The sequence below is a fragment of the Vitreoscilla massiliensis genome (assembly GCF_001457815.1).
GTDB lineage: Bacteria > Pseudomonadota > Gammaproteobacteria > Burkholderiales > Neisseriaceae > Vitreoscilla > Vitreoscilla massiliensis.
Genome location: NZ_LN898220.1, coordinates 432,683 through 449,197 on the forward strand (window position 1 = coordinate 432,683; position 16,515 = coordinate 449,197).

The 16,515-nt window shown below is 50.4% G+C and carries 16 protein-coding genes; 8 read left to right on the plus strand and 8 right to left on the minus strand.

Features of this window, described 5'->3' with window-relative positions; translation table 11 throughout:
- Positions 1–43 precede the first annotated feature (43 nt).
- The gene (pobA, locus tag BN3003_RS10875) at positions 44–1,216 is read right to left on the minus strand and encodes a 4-hydroxybenzoate 3-monooxygenase (RefSeq protein ID WP_058356676.1); all 1,173 of its coding nucleotides are present in this window, start codon (positions 1,214–1,216) and stop codon (positions 44–46) included.
- A 258-nt stretch (positions 1,217–1,474) separates the two neighbouring features.
- Positions 1,475–2,203 carry an LOG family protein gene (locus BN3003_RS10880; RefSeq protein WP_058356677.1) on the minus strand — a complete coding sequence of 243 codons (729 nt, stop codon included), beginning with the start codon at positions 2,201–2,203 and terminating at the stop codon, positions 1,475–1,477.
- A gap of 133 nt (positions 2,204–2,336) precedes the next feature.
- On the opposite strand from BN3003_RS10880, the gene polA reads away from it, so the two are divergent.
- Positions 2,337–5,129 carry a DNA polymerase I gene (gene polA / locus BN3003_RS10885; RefSeq protein ID WP_058356678.1) on the plus strand — a complete coding sequence of 931 codons (2,793 nt, stop codon included), beginning with the start codon at positions 2,337–2,339 and terminating at the stop codon, positions 5,127–5,129.
- Between the two features lies 1 nt (position 5,130).
- Here the strand turns inward: polA and BN3003_RS10890 are convergent, their stop codons facing one another.
- Positions 5,131–5,721 carry a LemA family protein gene (locus BN3003_RS10890; RefSeq protein ID WP_234333060.1) on the minus strand — a complete coding sequence of 197 codons (591 nt, stop codon included), beginning with the start codon at positions 5,719–5,721 and terminating at the stop codon, positions 5,131–5,133.
- A 425-nt stretch (positions 5,722–6,146) separates the two neighbouring features.
- Here BN3003_RS10890 and exaC point away from each other — a divergent pair, with 425 nt between their 5' ends.
- Genes exaC through BN3003_RS10905 form a run of 3 tightly spaced genes read left to right on the plus strand, consistent with a single transcriptional unit; the run spans position 6,147 to position 8,676 of the window.
- Positions 6,147–7,667 carry an acetaldehyde dehydrogenase ExaC gene (gene exaC, locus BN3003_RS10895; RefSeq protein ID WP_058356680.1) on the plus strand — a complete coding sequence of 507 codons (1,521 nt, stop codon included), beginning with the start codon at positions 6,147–6,149 and terminating at the stop codon, positions 7,665–7,667.
- Positions 7,668–7,720: 53 nt separating this feature from the next.
- Positions 7,721–8,263: a hypothetical protein gene (locus tag BN3003_RS10900; RefSeq protein WP_058356681.1), complete on the plus strand. Its 543-nt coding sequence runs from the start codon at positions 7,721–7,723 to the stop codon at positions 8,261–8,263.
- A gap of 35 nt (positions 8,264–8,298) precedes the next feature.
- Positions 8,299–8,676 carry a DUF779 domain-containing protein gene (locus BN3003_RS10905; RefSeq protein WP_058356682.1) on the plus strand — a complete coding sequence of 126 codons (378 nt, stop codon included), beginning with the start codon at positions 8,299–8,301 and terminating at the stop codon, positions 8,674–8,676.
- Positions 8,677–8,739: 63 nt separating this feature from the next.
- On the opposite strand, the gene BN3003_RS10910 is transcribed toward BN3003_RS10905, so the two are convergent.
- From BN3003_RS10910 to metK, 5 genes are all read right to left on the minus strand, one after another.
- On the minus strand, positions 8,740–9,429 hold the full coding sequence (locus tag BN3003_RS10910) for a hypothetical protein (RefSeq protein ID WP_058356683.1): 690 nt from the start codon (positions 9,427–9,429) through the stop codon (positions 8,740–8,742).
- A gap of 58 nt (positions 9,430–9,487) precedes the next feature.
- Complete coding sequence (locus BN3003_RS10915; protein WP_058356684.1) at positions 9,488–10,189, minus strand: hypothetical protein; 702 nt, start codon at positions 10,187–10,189, stop codon at positions 9,488–9,490.
- A gap of 226 nt (positions 10,190–10,415) precedes the next feature.
- A complete protein-coding gene (locus tag BN3003_RS10920) occupies positions 10,416–11,717 on the minus strand; it encodes an MFS transporter (protein ID WP_058356685.1) in 1,302 nt (433 codons plus the stop codon).
- A gap of 227 nt (positions 11,718–11,944) precedes the next feature.
- Positions 11,945–12,175 carry a hypothetical protein gene (locus tag BN3003_RS10925; RefSeq protein WP_058356686.1) on the minus strand — a complete coding sequence of 77 codons (231 nt, stop codon included), beginning with the start codon at positions 12,173–12,175 and terminating at the stop codon, positions 11,945–11,947.
- 107 nt (positions 12,176–12,282) lie between these two features.
- A complete protein-coding gene (metK, locus tag BN3003_RS10930) occupies positions 12,283–13,452 on the minus strand; it encodes a methionine adenosyltransferase (RefSeq protein WP_058356687.1) in 1,170 nt (389 codons plus the stop codon).
- Between the two features lie 83 nt (positions 13,453–13,535).
- On the opposite strand from metK, the gene BN3003_RS10935 reads away from it, so the two are divergent.
- The 4 genes from BN3003_RS10935 to BN3003_RS10950 are packed head-to-tail and all read left to right on the plus strand — an operon-like array spanning position 13,536 to position 16,469.
- Positions 13,536–14,429: a lysophospholipid acyltransferase family protein gene (locus BN3003_RS10935; protein ID WP_058356688.1), complete on the plus strand. Its 894-nt coding sequence runs from the start codon at positions 13,536–13,538 to the stop codon at positions 14,427–14,429.
- Between the two features lies 1 nt (position 14,430).
- Positions 14,431–15,303, plus strand: a complete 873-nt coding sequence (locus BN3003_RS10940) for a lipid A biosynthesis lauroyl acyltransferase (protein WP_058356689.1) — start codon at positions 14,431–14,433, stop codon at positions 15,301–15,303.
- 48 nt (positions 15,304–15,351) lie between these two features.
- Entirely contained in the window at positions 15,352–15,891 is a 540-nt protein-coding gene (locus tag BN3003_RS10945; protein ID WP_058356690.1) for an imm11 family protein, read from the plus strand.
- Between the two features lie 44 nt (positions 15,892–15,935).
- Complete coding sequence (locus BN3003_RS10950) at positions 15,936–16,469, plus strand: GNAT family N-acetyltransferase (protein ID WP_058356691.1); 534 nt, start codon at positions 15,936–15,938, stop codon at positions 16,467–16,469.
- Positions 16,470–16,515: the final 46 nt, after the last annotated feature.

Genomic DNA, 16,515 nt, shown 5'->3' on the forward strand with positions numbered 1-16,515 from the left:
GTTGGTGCACAAGAGGCGGTTTTGTTGATCTTACAGGCCGCTATTAATATGGCAAGCCAGTGTAGTTTTCGGCCAAGAGTTTGGCGCCGTATTCAGAATTCAACAATTGGTTGAACTCGGCTTGTTTCATTTTTGCATCCCAAGCGTCGTCATCGGTGAAGCTATGCATCATTTTGGTCATGTACCAAGAGAAGCGTTCCGCACCCCACACGCGTTTCAAGCAGCGCGCTGAATAGCCATCGATGCCGGCTTCGCTGTGGTCGTTGTGGTAATAGTCTTCAAATGCATCGGCCAAATACATCACGTCGCTGGCAGCCAAATTCAAGCCTTTCGCGCCTGTCGGTGGCACAATATGAGCGGCATCGCCGGCCAAGAACAGTTTTTTGTAACGCATAGGCTCGGTCACAAAGCTGCGCAGTGGTGCAATTGATTTTTCCAAACTAGGACCCGTCACCACGTTTTTCGCATCTTCAGGCAACATGCGCGATTTGAGTTCGTCCCAGAAGCGCTCGTCTGACCAGTCTTCTACTTTCTCGGTCAACGGCACTTGCAAGTAATAGCGGCTGCGGGTTTTGGAGCGTTGGCTGCACAGGTAAAAGCCTTGTTCGCTTTTGCCGTAAATCAATTCTTCGTGGCAAGGTGGCACATCGGCGAGCATGCCCAACCAACCGAATGGGTAGACGCGTTCGTAAGTGGTCAACACATCGGCAGGAATGGTTTGGCGTGACACGCCATGGAAACCATCACAACCGGCGATGAAATCGCAATCCAAGCGGTGGGTCTGGCCGTCTTTTTCATACGTCACATAGGGAGCTGCACCATCAACATCATGCAAGGCCACGTTGCTGGCGTCGTAAATGGTGGTAGCGCCGATTTCGGCACGCGCTTCCATCAAGTCACGCGTTACCTCAGTTTGACCATATACCGTCACATGGCGGCCAACCAATTTTTCAAAATCAACGCGGTATTCTTGGCCGTTGAACACAAATTTGCAGCCATCGTGTGGGATGCCTTCGGCTTCCAAATTCTTGGTCACACCGGCGCGCTTCAAACCATCAACGGTCACGCTTTCCAGTACACCCGCACGGATGCGGCCCAACACATAATCACCGTCTTTGCGTTCTAAAATGACATTATCAATGCCACTTTTGGACAAGATTTGTCCCAATAACAAACCCGAAGGACCGGCGCCAATAATCGCTACTTGCGTTTTCATCTTCTGTATTCCTTGCTTGCTCAGCTTATGTTCTGTCTGCTTTACGGCTTTGTGCCGTGCTTGTAAGCAGTTTGCTAAAAATAGCAGCAAGGGTAAACGCCATTATTGTTCTAGCAGATATATTTTTTCATGCCCAAACACGCACATTGCAATGCGGTATTGCCATCCATAAGTCAGCACAGTGCTTCCTAAATACAGCCGCAAATGTTTACAGGCCGCTTTTAAGCGGCCTGTAAGATTGTTTTTAATATCAAGACATTACAAACTCAATTGCTGTTGGTAGGTTAACTCGTTTTGGTTCATGCCCGAGGTTTCGTAATGTTGGAAGATGATGCGCACGATTTCTTCCGGTTCGTCGACGATTTGCACCAAATCCATGTCGCCGGGGCTGATGACTTTCTCGGCCACCAACACATTGCGCATCCAATCGAGCAGCCCGCTCCAGAAATAACTGCCGCACAGAATAATCGGAATGCGTTTGATTTTGCCGGTTTGCACCAAGGTCAGGCTTTCAAACAATTCGTCCAAAGTACCGATGCCGCCGGGCATACCGACAAAGGCAATCGCGTGTTTGACAAACATCACTTTGCGCGGAAAAAAGTGGTGAAACTTCACCGACAAATCTTGGTAATCGTTGGGTTTTTGCTCGTGTGGCAACACGATGTTCAGGCCGACCGATGGGCTTTTGCCATAATAAGCACCCTTGTTCGCCGCCTCCATCATGCCGGGGCCGCCGCCTGACAACACCGAAAAGCCGCCATCCGACAGCAAGCGCGCGATGTGTTCACACTTCTGATACATCGGGTCATCCGGATGGGTGCGCGCCGAGCCAAAAATGCTCACCGCCGGCTGTATCGCCTGCAATTCTTCGCCCGATTCGACAAATTCAGAGATGATTTTCAACACATGGTAAGACTCACGCGCGCGCAAGTCGATGCGAGTAGATTCGCTCAACATCGGTTGGGGTATTTTTTCATATAGACTCATGTTCATCTCCCTTAATCTAAAGCCACTTCAGGCTAACACAGTAGCAACAAGGATGCCATGCTCAGCAAAGCTTTGCCTATGAGGCCACGCTTTAGGCTACAATCCAAGCTTGTCCATTTAGATACACGACACCATGAAAACCTTGCTTTTGATCGACGGCACGTCTTACCTCTACCGCGCATTCCATGCGATGGCGCCCTTGTCTTCGCCCAGCGGTGAACCCACAGGCGCGTTGTTTGGCGTGCTCAATATGCTCAAACGCTTGCCAGTGGACTTTCCGCATGATTACGCTGCCTGCGTGTTCGATGCCAAAGGCCCGACGTTTCGCAATGAGATGTACCCCGATTACAAAGCAACACGCCCACCGATGCCAGACGAATTGCGCAGCCAAGCCGCACAAATTCAAGACTTGGTGGCCCAAATGGGTTGGCCAGTATTGAGCGTGACCGGCGTGGAAGCCGACGATGTCATCGGCTCTTTGGCGGTACAGGCCGAGGCGCAAGGCTGCAAAGTCATCATCTCCACCGGCGACAAAGACATGGCGCAATTGGTGACACCGCACATCATGTGTGTGAACACCATGAATGGCGATGTGCTCGATGAAGCCGGCGTCAAAGACAAGTTTGGCGTGCGCCCCGATCAAATCATTGATTACCTCACCTTAATCGGCGACAAAGTCGACAACGTCCCCGGTGTGGACAAAGTTGGCCCGAAAACCGCGGTGAAATGGCTAGAACAATACGACAGCTTGGACAATGTCATTGCCAACGCCGCCGACATCAAAGGCAAGGTTGGTGAGCATTTACAGGCCGCCTTAGATCATTTGCCGTTGTCCAAACAGCTGATTACCATCAAAACCGACATGGATTTCAGCCAAGAATTGCCGAATCACATGGCCGATTTAAGCCCGAAATCCCCTGCTTGGTCAGACTTGGTCACGCGCTTTACCGAATTGGGCTTTAAACGCTGGCTCGCCGAAGCCGAACAACAGGCCAGCAAAGGCACGACGGCTGACTTGTTTGCCGCACCGGCGGCGGCACCTGTCACCAAAGCCACACCTGCACCGACGGCCGCGTTCAAACCTGAACACCAATTGGGCAACGAGGTGGAACGTCAATACCAAGCCATACTCACCCAAGAGGCTTTGCAAGCCTTGTTAAACCGTTTACAGGCCGCTATTGATGGCCAACAAGCAATTGCCATAGACACCGAAACCACCAGCTTAAGTGCGATGGATGCACAATTGGTGGGCATTTCCATCGCCTTTGGCGCCGGCGATGCGGTGTACATCCCATTGGCGCACACCTTGACCGCCGTGCCTGACCAATTGGATTTGGATGCGACTCTGAATGCCTTAAAACCATTTTTAGAAAATGCGGCATTGGGCAAAATCGGCCAAAACATCAAATACGACCAACACATTTTTGCCAATTACGGCATCGCCTTGCAAGGCGTGGTGGCCGACACCATGTTGCTGTCGTATGTGCTGGAAAGCCATTTGGGCCACGGCATGGACGAATTGGCCGAGCGCCATTTGGGCATCACCACCATTTCATATGAAAGCCTGTGTGGCAAAGGCGCGAAGCAAATCTCGTTTGCCGATGTCGCTTTGGACGATGCGCTCGCTTATGCCGCCGAAGATGCCGACATCACTTGGCGTTTGAATGCGGTGTTGTGGCCGCAATTGGATGCCAAACAGCGCGAATTGTACGAGCAAGTAGAATTACCGGTTGAGCAAGTGTTGTGGCAAATGGAGCGCACCGGCGTGCTCATCGACAAGGCCGAATTGGACAAACAAAGCCATGAATTGGGTTCGCAAATCTTGGCCTTGGAAAATGACGCCTACCAATTGGCAGGACAGCCGTTTAACCTCAATTCGCCGAAACAATTGCAAGAAATCCTGTTTGATAAATTGGCGATACCGACCACAGGCTTGAAGAAAACCGCTTCGGGTGGCATTTCTACCAATGAAGCGGTGTTGGAAAAATTGGCACCAAAATACGATTTGCCCAAAATCATTTTGCAAAACCGCAGCCTGACCAAACTCAAATCGACATATACCGACAAATTGCCACAGTTAATCCGCGCCGATACCGGCCGCGTGCACACCACTTACGCGCAAGCGGTGGCGATTACAGGCCGCTTGGCCAGTAACAATCCGAATTTGCAAAACATTCCAATACGTACTGCCGAAGGCCGCCGCGTGCGCCAAGCGTTTATCGCGCCTGCCGGTCACAAAATCATTTCTGCCGACTACTCGCAAGTGGAATTGCGCATCATGGCGCACCTGTCTGGTGATGCAACCTTGATTGATGCGTTTAACAAAGGCGAAGACGTGCACAGACGCACCGCCGCCGAGGTGTTCCATGTTAAGCCTGAAGACGTCAGCAGCGAGCAACGCCGCTATGCCAAAACCATTAACTTTGGTTTGATTTACGGCATGGGTCAGTACGGTTTGGCCAACAATTTGGAAATCACGCCCGCTGAAGCACAAGAATTCATCAACCGCTATTTTGCCCGCTATCCGGCCGTGGCCGAGTACATGCAAGCGGCCAAAGACCGTGCGCACGAACAAGGCTATGTCGAAACCATCATGGGACGCCGCTTGTACTTGCCCGACATTGCCAATAAAAACGGCAATATTCGCGCCGGCGCCGAACGCGCCGCCATCAATGCGCCGATGCAAGGCACGGCCTCGGATTTGATTAAACGGGCGATGATCTTGGTGGCTGCATGGTTACAGGCCGATGCACTGCGCACGCGCTTATTGATGCAAGTGCACGACGAATTGGTATTGGAAGTGCCTGAAGATGAAATCGATTTGGTGAGCGAACAGTTACCGCGTTTGATGGCACAAGCAGGCAATCTGAAAGTGCCATTGGTGGCCGAGGTTGGCATAGGCATGAATTGGGACGAAGCGCATTAACTCACGCGCTTCGTGGCTCAAAAGCGATGGTGGCTTCTAAAGGCAACAGCAACGCGTCTTGGGTATGCCCCAAGGCGAGCGCCGCCACATTGCTGGGAAAACCATGTTTGTATTGGTTGTAAAAACCAGCGCTGTGATTGTATTGCTGGCACGACAAGGACAAGTCCTGCTCTATCAGCAGCAAATCGGCTCGCAATGCCAGCAAATCAGGATGATTGCGCAGCTCGGGTGTGGTTTGTACCAAAGTACGCAAATCACGCAAACACTGAGTAAAATGCGCTTCGGCGCGCAACCATTCTTGCATGGCACGGCTGTGCTCAGGCTGTTGTTTGATGTTTTTTAAGGCGCGCTGCGCGGCTTGGCGCGCCTCAATCACCGCTTTTAAGGCCGACAATTCTTTTTTCAAGATGCATTTGGCGGTTTGCACCCACAGCGGCACCCAATCATAGCGGCGGTACAACTGCGCCTCAACTTGTAACCACACGGCATGATTTTGCGCTTGCAAGCGCCGAAAACGTTGGCTGCCCAAGACCAATAAACCCACCAATATCAGCATCAATATCAGCATCAATACCAGCATCAACACCCACATTTGCACCACCTCTCTTTCCCTCAGATTATCGCTGCAACAGGCCAGTTTTCACTCTTATGCAAAAGTAAGACACGGATGGCTAGCCGAAAATGGTAAGAAAAGCAGGGGTTTGAAACAAGCCATAGATGTTAATAGGTCTATTCCTCTATTTTGCGGTAGGGTTTTGTCTCTATTTAATGTGTGTGCAGATTCAATCTGCTGCGCTTCAGGCCGCATGCATGGCCCATTTCATTAGCTTAAAACCAATATTATTGCCTGAACTGAAACACTGCTCCGCAAACACTGCAGTGCTGTATATCAACATGCAATTTTGATATTGCACCGCAAAAAGACGCTGGGTTTTCAATGTGCTATGGTGAACAGCAATGGCTGTAGCGCCGCCATTTTACTACCCCCAACTCATCTTACATTGAAGGAGTAGCGGCATGAAGTATCCTGTTCCAAACAGTTCTGGTAGTCCCATTCAATTCAAATCCCAATACGAAAACTTCATCGGCGGCAAGTGGACGCCTCCGGTAAAAGGCCAGTATTTTGACGACATTTGCCCGATTACCGGCAAAGCCTTTACCAAAGTCGCCCGTTCCACGGCCGAAGACATTGAATTGGCCTTGGATGCCGCCCATGCCGCCAAAGCCGCTTGGAACAACAGTGCCAGCACCGAACGCAGCAATATTTTGCTGAAAATTGCCGACCGCATGGAAGCCAATTTGGAAAACATTGCCGTGGTCGAAACTTGGGAAAACGGCAAACCCGTGCGCGAAACCTTAAATGCCGACATTCCTTTGGCCATAGACCATTTGCGCTATTTCGCGGGCGCGGTGCGCGCACAAGAAGGTGGCATCTCCGAGATAGACCACGACACGGTTGCCTACCATTTTCATGAGCCTTTGGGTGTGGTCGGGCAAATCATTCCGTGGAACTTCCCTTTATTGATGGCGATTTGGAAATTGGCACCGGCTTTGGCTGCGGGCAATTGCGTGGTGTTAAAACCGGCTGAGCAAACGCCGGTGTCCATCTTGTATTTGATGGAATTGATAGAAGATTTGTTGCCAGCGGGCGTGCTTAACATCGTCAATGGTTTTGGTGTAGAAGCCGGTAAACCGTTGGCCAGCAACAAGCGCATTGCCAAAATTGCCTTTACAGGTGAGACCACTACCGGCCGCCTCATCATGCAATACGCCACCGAAAACATCATTCCGGTGACCTTGGAATTGGGCGGCAAATCACCGAACATCTTCTTTGAAGACGTGATGGCAGCCGATGATGATTATTTGGACAAGGCAGTTGAAGGCTTTGTGATGTTTGCACTGAACCAAGGCGAGGTGTGTACCTGCCCATCGCGCGCCTTAATCCAAGAATCCATTTACGATAAATTCATGGAAAAAGTGCTCAAACGTGTGGCCGCCATCAAAGGGGGCGACCCGCTCGATACCGACACCATGATAGGCGCGCAAGCCAGCCAAGACCAATTGGAAAAAATCCTGTCGTATTTGGACATAGGCAAGCAAGAAGGCGCTGAAGTGTTGGCCGGTGGCCATCAACGCAAACTCGATGGCGACATGGCTGGCGGCTATTTTGTTGAGCCGACGGTGTTCAAAGGCAAGAACACCATGCGCATCTTCCAAGAAGAAATCTTTGGCCCGGTGGTCGCCGTTACCACCTTCAAAACCGCCGAAGAAGCGTTGGAAATCGCCAATAACACACTGTATGGTTTGGGCGCTGGCGTGTGGACGCGCAATGGCACGCTGGCTTACCGCATGGGTCGCGCCATCCAAGCCGGCCGCGTGTGGACCAACTGCTACCATGCCTACCCTGCCCACGCCGCTTTCGGTGGCTACAAGCAATCGGGCATAGGCCGCGAAAACCACAAAATGATGCTAGACCACTACCAACAAACCAAATGCTTGCTGGTCAGCTATTCTGGTAAAGCTTTGGGCTTCTTCTGAGGTATGATGCGGCCTGTAAGCTTTACAGGCCGCATTTTTAAGGAGAATAGCAGATGAAAGTCGCATTATTCAGTGTTTTGGCTGTGCTCAGCAGCACCGCATGGAGCCAAAGCTGCGAGCTGCCGGCCGCACAAATCAAGGTCGCCAGCGTGGGCTTGCAGCAACCGTTTGCCCAATTCAAACTCACCCACCCCACCGCCGAAAAAGCCGCGTTTGGCAGCGATGCCGTACACATCCAGTTCAAAAACGGTAAATCCTATGCCGACAGCCATGACAGCGTGTTGCAGCAACAAGGCGTGACTTCTGCCATGCACATTGCCATCCATCCTAAAACCGACCGCATCGTGTCTTACGCCTTGAATTTCACCAATGGCTCATTGGCCGATTTTGACACGCCACTCGATACCTTCAAACAACGCTTACAGCAAAAATTCACCTTACCCAAACAAGGTTGGAAGAAGCAAGACAACAGCTATGTTTACCGCTGTGACGATTACATCATCGACATAGAGCAAGACCACGGCGCCGACCGTCAAGCAATGGGTGCATCCATCTTGGTGGTGGGCAAAGACTCGGATTTGTTTGGCGAATACTGAACACAACGCGGAATCAATCCGCGAAGGAGCACCTCATGAGCCACTCACGTTTGGACGCCACCGCCGCCGCCTTGGATTTAATCGCCAAGCTTAAAGACGGACATGGCAACTTGATGTTTCACCAATCCGGTGGCTGTTGCGATGGCAGCGCCCCGATGTGTTTTCCCGCCGGTGAATTCAAAATCGGCGCCGCCGATGTGTTGCTCGGTCACATCGCCGGCTGCCCGTTTTACATGAGCGCAGCGCAATTTGAATACTGGCAACACACCCACCTCACTTTAGACGTCACCCCCGGCCGCGGCGCCAGCTTCTCCCTAGAAATCCCCGAAGGCGTGCGCTTTATCATTCGCTCGCGTTTGTTTAGCGATGCGGAATTACACGATTTGGCACCGGTACGAACCGGAGCGCTGTAAAACCAAAGCGGCCTGTAAATCGTTTTACAGGCCGCTTTTTAAACCATCTAAGACATGACTGTCTTATTTTTGTGCTTTCATCACGCGTTCGTCGACTTTGAACAAGCGCTCGCCCATGGCGGCTTTGGCGATGTTCCAGTCGCGGAAGGTTGAATTGCCAGTTGACACCACTTTGCGGCCGTCCACATCAAAGCTCAAGCTGTAGACGATGCCGCCACCTGAGGTTTCTTTCACATCAGGCAAGTTCAATTGCTTAACGCTCAATTTGACATTGCTGATTTTGGCGTCTTTTTTCACCAATTGCTCGCCGCGCGGACGGAATTTTTCGCCTTCTTTGAATTCGCGGTTTTCATCGGAAATCAAAGCCACGTTCAAGGCTTTGGCATTTGCCAAGTCCATTTTGCCATTGACCACTGGAATGCCGACAGCGGCTTTGACGCCACGGTGGATCATGCGGTCGTCAACGTATTTGCCATCTGGGGTTTTCTTGGCTTCAACTGCCACTGAAGAAGTACGGCCCATGAACATCACTTGGTAACCCGGTACGGCTTTTTTGCCTTGACCAGCGAAAATGTCGTCTACCAATACCGCTTGTGTGCCCTCAGCATTGCCCAACACTCGACCTGAAACCTCTTGAATCACCAAAGGTTTGCCATCCACAGCCAAAGACACGCTGTCATCAAATGCCATAGCGCTGAAAGACGCCAAACCCAAGCCCAAACCCAATACGCTGGCTAACAATGTTTTTTTCATAATGCTCTCTTAAGATGGAAGTAAACAGGCGGCCTGTCAGTTACAGGCCGCTTAAAAATTAACGGTTGGCTTCAAACACATTGGCTTTCGCTGGAAAGGCTTTTAAGTGTTTCGGTTGGCCTTTGGTTTCCACGCTTGGAAACACGGTATTGGCGGATACGTCATAAGTGTGGCCATCGACCACGGTGTGTAATTGGTAATTGATGCCGCCACCAACGCGCTCACCCGCTTTTAAATTCGGCAAGGTCAGGCTGTTGATTTTGTACGACAAGGCCGTTACTTTGCTGCTGTCGCTGAATTTTTGCTCGCCAGATGGGGCGGTGTCTTTATTATTTGGCGTGAAGGTTTTGCCATCGTCGCTGATCAGACCCAAGCTCAATACTTTGGCTTCATTGATGTTCATTTTGCCGTTTTTCACCGGAATGCCGAACAAGACTTTGCCGCCACGGTGCACGGTTTTGAGGTTTTCAATCGTACCGTCGTCTTTTTTGCGCGCATCAAATGCGGTTGATAAGGCCCGTGTCATCACCATCACTTTGTAACCAGGGACTTTGGTTTTGCCCATGCCATCGGTGATGTCGTCTACCAATAAGGGAGCTGAGCCTTCAGGATTGGACAACAAACGCGCTGAGGTTTCGCTGACTTTCATCGCTTTGCCATCGACGGCGAAGTTGTTTTCATTGGCATATGGCGACGCCAACACAGCCGTACTTGCCAAAACCATGCTGCTCGCCAACAAGCCCAGTGTCCAAGTTTTCATGCTCATCCCTTTACATTAAGTGTTAAATATAAATACAAACGAGAATGATTATAATCTATATAAACACGAATTCAAACATTTATGCAGCGACATTTGTAGAGTAATCGCCAGTACTTGGGAATTGAAGACATGTTGACAGCGCGTGTTGCCCTGCCACTGTCACACGATAAACGCGCATAAAAATGCGGCCTGTAAACATTTACAGGCCGCATCTGCATCTACTGGCTTAAATTTGGTTGTTCACATCGACGCTTTTGGTTTCACGCAATAACACGAACGCAATCAAGGAAATGATGGAAGCGGCAGACAAATACAAACCAACCGCACCCAAGCCGTAATCGGTGGCCAAGCTGGTGGCGATGAACGGCGCAAACGAAGCACCGAAAATGCCGGCGAAGTTAAACGTCAAAGCCGAACCGGTATAGCGCACCGAAGTTGGGAAAATTTCCGACAAGACCGTACCGATAGGGCCATAAGTCAAACCCATAATCGCCATGCCGAAACACAAGAACAACAACACGCCCAGCATATTGCCAGAGCCAAGCAATGGGTTGAAGGTCAAGCCGAACAAGGCTGCCAACACGCAAATAAAAATAGAAGAATTTTTGCGACCAAATTTTTCCGCCATCACCGCAGACAATGGAATGAACAAGGCGAAGAACAAGGTGGCAATCAATTCCATGATGATGAATTCATTGCGTGAGTAACCGAGTTTGGTCGTGCCCCAAGCCATGGCGAACACGGTGGTCAGGTAAAACACCACAAACGTGCAAATACCGGCAACGATGCCCAACACCAAGGTTTTAGGATGCTCGGTTATCACTTGTTTGAACGGTACTTTGGCTTCTTTTTTCGAGTTCAATACTTTTTGGAAGGCTGGGGTTTCGGTCAATTTCAAACGCATCCACAAGCCCATCAACACCAACAAAGCCGAGAACAAGAACGGCACGCGCCAGCCCCAAGCAAAGAATTGTTCCTCGGTTAAGACATTGCCCAAGATTAAAAACACGCTGCCAGACAAGATAAAGCCGATTGGTGCGCCCAATTGCGGGAACATGCCATACCAAGCGCGTTTGCCTTCGGGCGCGTTTTCAGTGGCCATCAATACCGCACCACTCCACTCACCGCCCAAACCCAAGCCTTGGCCGATGCGGCACAAAGTCAATAAAGCAGGTGCCAACAAGCCGGCAGACGCGTAAGTGGGCAACACACCAATGGCCACAGTCGAAATACCCATGGTCAACAGCGACGCCACCAACGTGGCTTTGCGGCCAATGCGGTCGCCAAAGTGACCAAAAATCACCGAACCGATGGGACGGGCAAAGAAGGCAGCAGCAAACGTGGCCAAAGACGCCAACAAAGCCGCATGTTCGTTACCAGCAGGGAAAAACAAGTGCGGGAACACCAAGGCCGCGGCCGTGGCAAAAATGTAAAAGTCGAAGAACTCGATGGTGGTACCCATCAAACTCGCAAACAATACCCTGCCCTTAGAATTGGCGGGTTGCGATTCTGTGGTTGCTACTGACATGAAACTTTCTCTTTCTTCTATTAAATTCTTGTTAAGCGCAATATCATGCCACTTCAAGCCTTAAAAATCTATTGCACTGCAATATTTGCCAGCCAAAAAAGATTAATCTTCCACCCGATACAAATATTTTGGCACATGCAACCATTCACATCTTATTTACTGCATTTGCACACTAAGATATGGGGTAAATTTAACATTTATTAAATATATCAATCACTATGCTTACATTACAGCGCCCATATCAACGCCCAGACAGGTTTACAGGCCGCATTTGCAGCAATCAAAAAGCCACATCTTTCGATGTGGCTGTATAGACCATAGCGATGTTTACAAACCGGCAGTGGCGCGTAAGGCGGCGGCTTAAGTGGTTTTTTCACAGCTAAATGTATCTTCAATTCAAGGCCAAAATGGCCGTAAGCTGCCAATTGACGCGAAATCGGGCGCAATAAATCCACCATCTCTTTACTGTACTCAAGTCATTGTCTAAACAAACTTACAGGCCGCATTTAAGCCATCAAAAAAAGCCACATCTAACGATGTGGCTGTGTGTAACTAATGACTTTGTTTACAAACCGGCAGCGGCGCGCAAGGCGGCGGCTTTGTCGGTTTTTTCCCATGTGAATTCATCTTCTTCGCGACCGAAATGGCCGTAAGCGGCCGATTTGCGGTAAATCGGGCGCAACAAATCCAACATTTTCACGATGCCTTTAGGGCGCAAATCAAAGTGCGCGCGCACCAATTCGGTTAACTTGGCTTCAGACACCGCGCCTGTACCGAAGGTGTGGACGCTGATGGAAGTTGGCTCAGCCACGCCGATGGCGTAAGACACTTGGATTTGGCATTGTTTGGCCAAACCGGCAGCGACGATGTTTTTCGCCACATAGCGGCAAGCGTAAGCGGCAGAACGGTCTACTTTAGACGGGTCTTTGCCTGAGAAAGCGCCACCACCGTGAGGGGCTGCGCCACCGTAAGTGTCGACGATGATTTTACGACCGGTCAAACCGCAATCGCCTTGTGGACCACCGATGACAAAGCGGCCAGTAGGGTTCACCAAGTATTTGGTTTGCTCAGTCAACATGTCGGCTGGCAATACTGGTTTGATGATTTGTTCGATGACCGCTTGCTCTAAGGTTTTGTGGTCGATTTCTGGGTCGTGCTGGGTAGACAATACCACGGTGTCTATGCGTTTGACTTGACCGGTTTCTTCATCGTAAACCACGGTCAATTGCGCTTTGGCATCGGGACGCAACCACGGCAAAGTGCCATTTTTGCGCAATTCGCTTTGGCGCTGCATCAAGCGGTGTGAGTAGTAAATCGCAAACGGCATCAAGGTATCGGTTTCGTCACATGCGTAACCAAACATCAAACCTTGGTCGCCCGCGCCTTGGTCTAAGTCCAAACCTTCGCCTTCGTTCACGCCTTGGGCAATGTCAGGAGACTGTTGGTCATAACCGACCAATACCGCACAACCATTGGCATCAAAGCCCAATTCTGAGCGGTTGTAGCCGATTTCGGTAATGGTTTGGCGCGCGACTTTGATGTAGTCAACCACTGCGGTAGTGGTCACTTCACCTGCTAATACTGCCAAACCGGTGTTCACCAAGGTTTCCGCTGCCACACGTGCAGTCGGATCTTGTGCCAAAATGGCATCCAAAATCGCATCTGAAATTTGGTCGGCCACTTTGTCTGGATGGCCTTCAGACACCGATTCTGAAGTAAATAAATATTCGCCCATTGCGCTTCTTTCGTATTCAAAAACTGTTTGGATTGCCTGTGCTAAAATAAGCCATTCTGATTAATGGCGACAACACACACAATATGCAAGTTATGCTTCGGCTGATTTTTCAATTTCTGGCGGCTCTGCCCTTACCGTTTTTACACCTGTTGGGAAGGTTGTTAGGCTTATTGGCTTATTATGGCAGCCCGAAAACACGCGCCCGCACTGCCGACAACATTCGCATCAGTCAAATAGCTCAAGACTATCAAAATATGAATGGCTTAGTCAAATCGTGCCTGCAAGAAACTGCCAAATCGGGGTTGGAATTGCCGATTGCGTGGTGCCGAGATTCCCAAGATGTGGTGAAGCTGTTTCGGCAAGTGCACGGTTGGGAACATGTTGAAGCCGCCATAGACCAAGGCCAAGGCCTGTTGTTGATTACACCACACATAGGCAGTTACGATTTGGCCGGTCGTTTTATTTCTGAGCGTCTACCATTTCCATTGACCGCCATGTACAGGCCGCCCAAATTGGCGTGGCTAGAACCCATCATGCAAGCAGGGCGTGAACGCGACCAAGGCCACACCGCTCCTGCCAATGCACAAGGGGTCAAAATCATCCTCAAAGCCTTGAAAAACAAGGAAGCCACCATCGTCTTGCCCGATCAAGTACCCACTGGCGGCGATGGCGTGTGGGCGCATTTTTTTGGGCAACAAGCATATACCATGACTTTGGCCGCGCGTTTGGCGCAAATGAGCGATGTCGCCACTTTATTCTTTGTGGGCGAGCGTTTGCCTCATGGCCGTGGCTTTGCTTTGCATGTTTACCCATTGGAAGGCGAAATCGGTCGCGACAAATTGGCGAATGTGGAAACCATCAACCGCAATGTCGAAGCCTTGATACGCCGCTTTCCCAGCCAGTATTTGTTCAGTTACAACCGTTTTAAAACGCCTGCAGGCGCAGAACCCAAACCTGCAAGCGGCCTGAAAGATTGATATGCGTCTTGCTTTTGCTTTTTTATACCTGATACACCTGTTGCCGATTAAGGTAATACACGCCATTGCCAAACCTGTGGGTTGGCTGTGTTATTACTTGGTCAAACCGCGACGCAAAGTCGGCCACATCAATTTGGCGCATTGTTATCCAGAACTGTCTGAGGCTGAGCGCACCCGCATCCTCAAACAACATTTTTACCACATGGCGTGTTTGATTTTGGAATATGGCGTGTGTTGGTACAGCAAGGCGGAGCGTTTGCAACAACTGGTGCGCTATGTCGACAAACACCATTTGGATGCGGTGTTAGAACGCGGTGACAAAGTCATCTTCTTATACCCGCACTTCACCGCGTTTGAAATGGCGGTGTACAAACTCAATCAAGACGTACCTTTAATCAGCATGTACGGCCATCAAAAAAATGCGGCCTTGGATGAACAAATCTTAAAAGGCCGCCATCGCTACAATAATGTGTTTTTGGTGGCGCGCCAAGAAGGCTTGCGCGGTCTCATCCGCATGATGCGCAAACGCCCCGATGCGCCGTTTTTGTATTTGCCCGACCAAGATTTTGGCCGCAAAGACTCGGTGTTTGTGAATTTCTTCGGCATTCCGACTGCCACCATCACCGGTTTGTCGCGCATTGCGCAAATGACAGGCGCGAAAATCATTCCGGCCATCCCGACCCGTTTGGACGATGGCACGTTTGAATTGCGCTTTTACCCTGAATGGGAACAGTTTCCGAGCGAAGATGCCATCGCTGACACGCAACGCATGAATGACTTTATCGAGGCGCGCATACGCGAACAACCGGCGCAGTATTTTTGGCTGCACAAACGTTTCAAAACCCGGCCTGAAGGTGAAAAAAACTGGTATTGATGGGCACAGGTTTGCCAACATACAGCTTGAATTGACACGAGGACAGCCATGTACACTTGGAATATGCCAGATGTTTTTCCACAATCCAAAGCCTGTTTTTACAGCAGCGACAATGCCGACGATTATTTTTACTGGCAAACAGGCAAAGCGGTCGTCCACATACCCGAATGTGTGCATTTCGACAGCAAGGCCACGCGCGAATTTTTGCAACGACACGATTACCTGCCCAACAATACCGGTAGCCTCTTGCTTTCAGGCCGCTTAATCGCGTTTTTACAGCAAACCGTGCCTGAGTGTGTTGCCACCATACCGGCCAATATCCGCTGCCGTGATGGCACACTCAGCGGCTATTATTTGCTGCACATTGTTAAGCTGATTGCCGCGATTAATGAAGCCGCCAGCAGCAAATACTCATTCGGCGTTTACAAAAACGTCGTGTACTTGCCTGAGGCAGACCAAGGGCTGTTTATCGCCAGATGCCTAGACAGCACCAGTGAAGTTTTGGTATCAAGTGAATTGGTGCAACAATTGCGCGCCAGCCCCTATCGCCACTTGCAGTTTTACCCCTGCCGCACGCAGCCTGATTAACCCAACTTAAGCCCACAGCACCGCTGTGATCATTGGATGTACCCATGTTTGATACCGACCGCTTGATTTTGCGCCATTGGCAACACAGCGATTTAGACCACTTGCATCGTCTGTGCAGCAATGTCGAGGTGATGCGTTATTTCCCCAACATCCAAGACCGCGCTGCCAGCAAGCAAATGCTGCAGCGCTTTCAAAACGCGTTTATGTGGCATCCTGATTACGGCGTGTGGGCGTTGGAGCTGAAACAAACCGGCGCGTTTGTCGGCATGTTGGGTTTGCAAAACTGCAATTTGCCATTTGATTTCATGCCGAAAATCGAGATTTTGTGGCGCTTGTTGCCGCAATACTGGTCGCAAGGCTTGGCCTTGGAAGCGGCGCTGTGTGTGCAAGACTATGCCTTAAACCATTTGCGTCTGCCTGCCCTTACCGCTTACACCAGTTACCCCAATCTGCCGTCACAAAAACTGATGCAGCGCATGGGCATGCACGCCCGCCTCAGCTTTCACCATCCGATGTTGCCGCTGCAACACCAATTAAATCGGCACATTGCTTATATTTCTACTGCCAGCGATATCTAAATAAGCGGCCTGTAAATATTTACAGGCCGCTTATTTATCCGCTGGT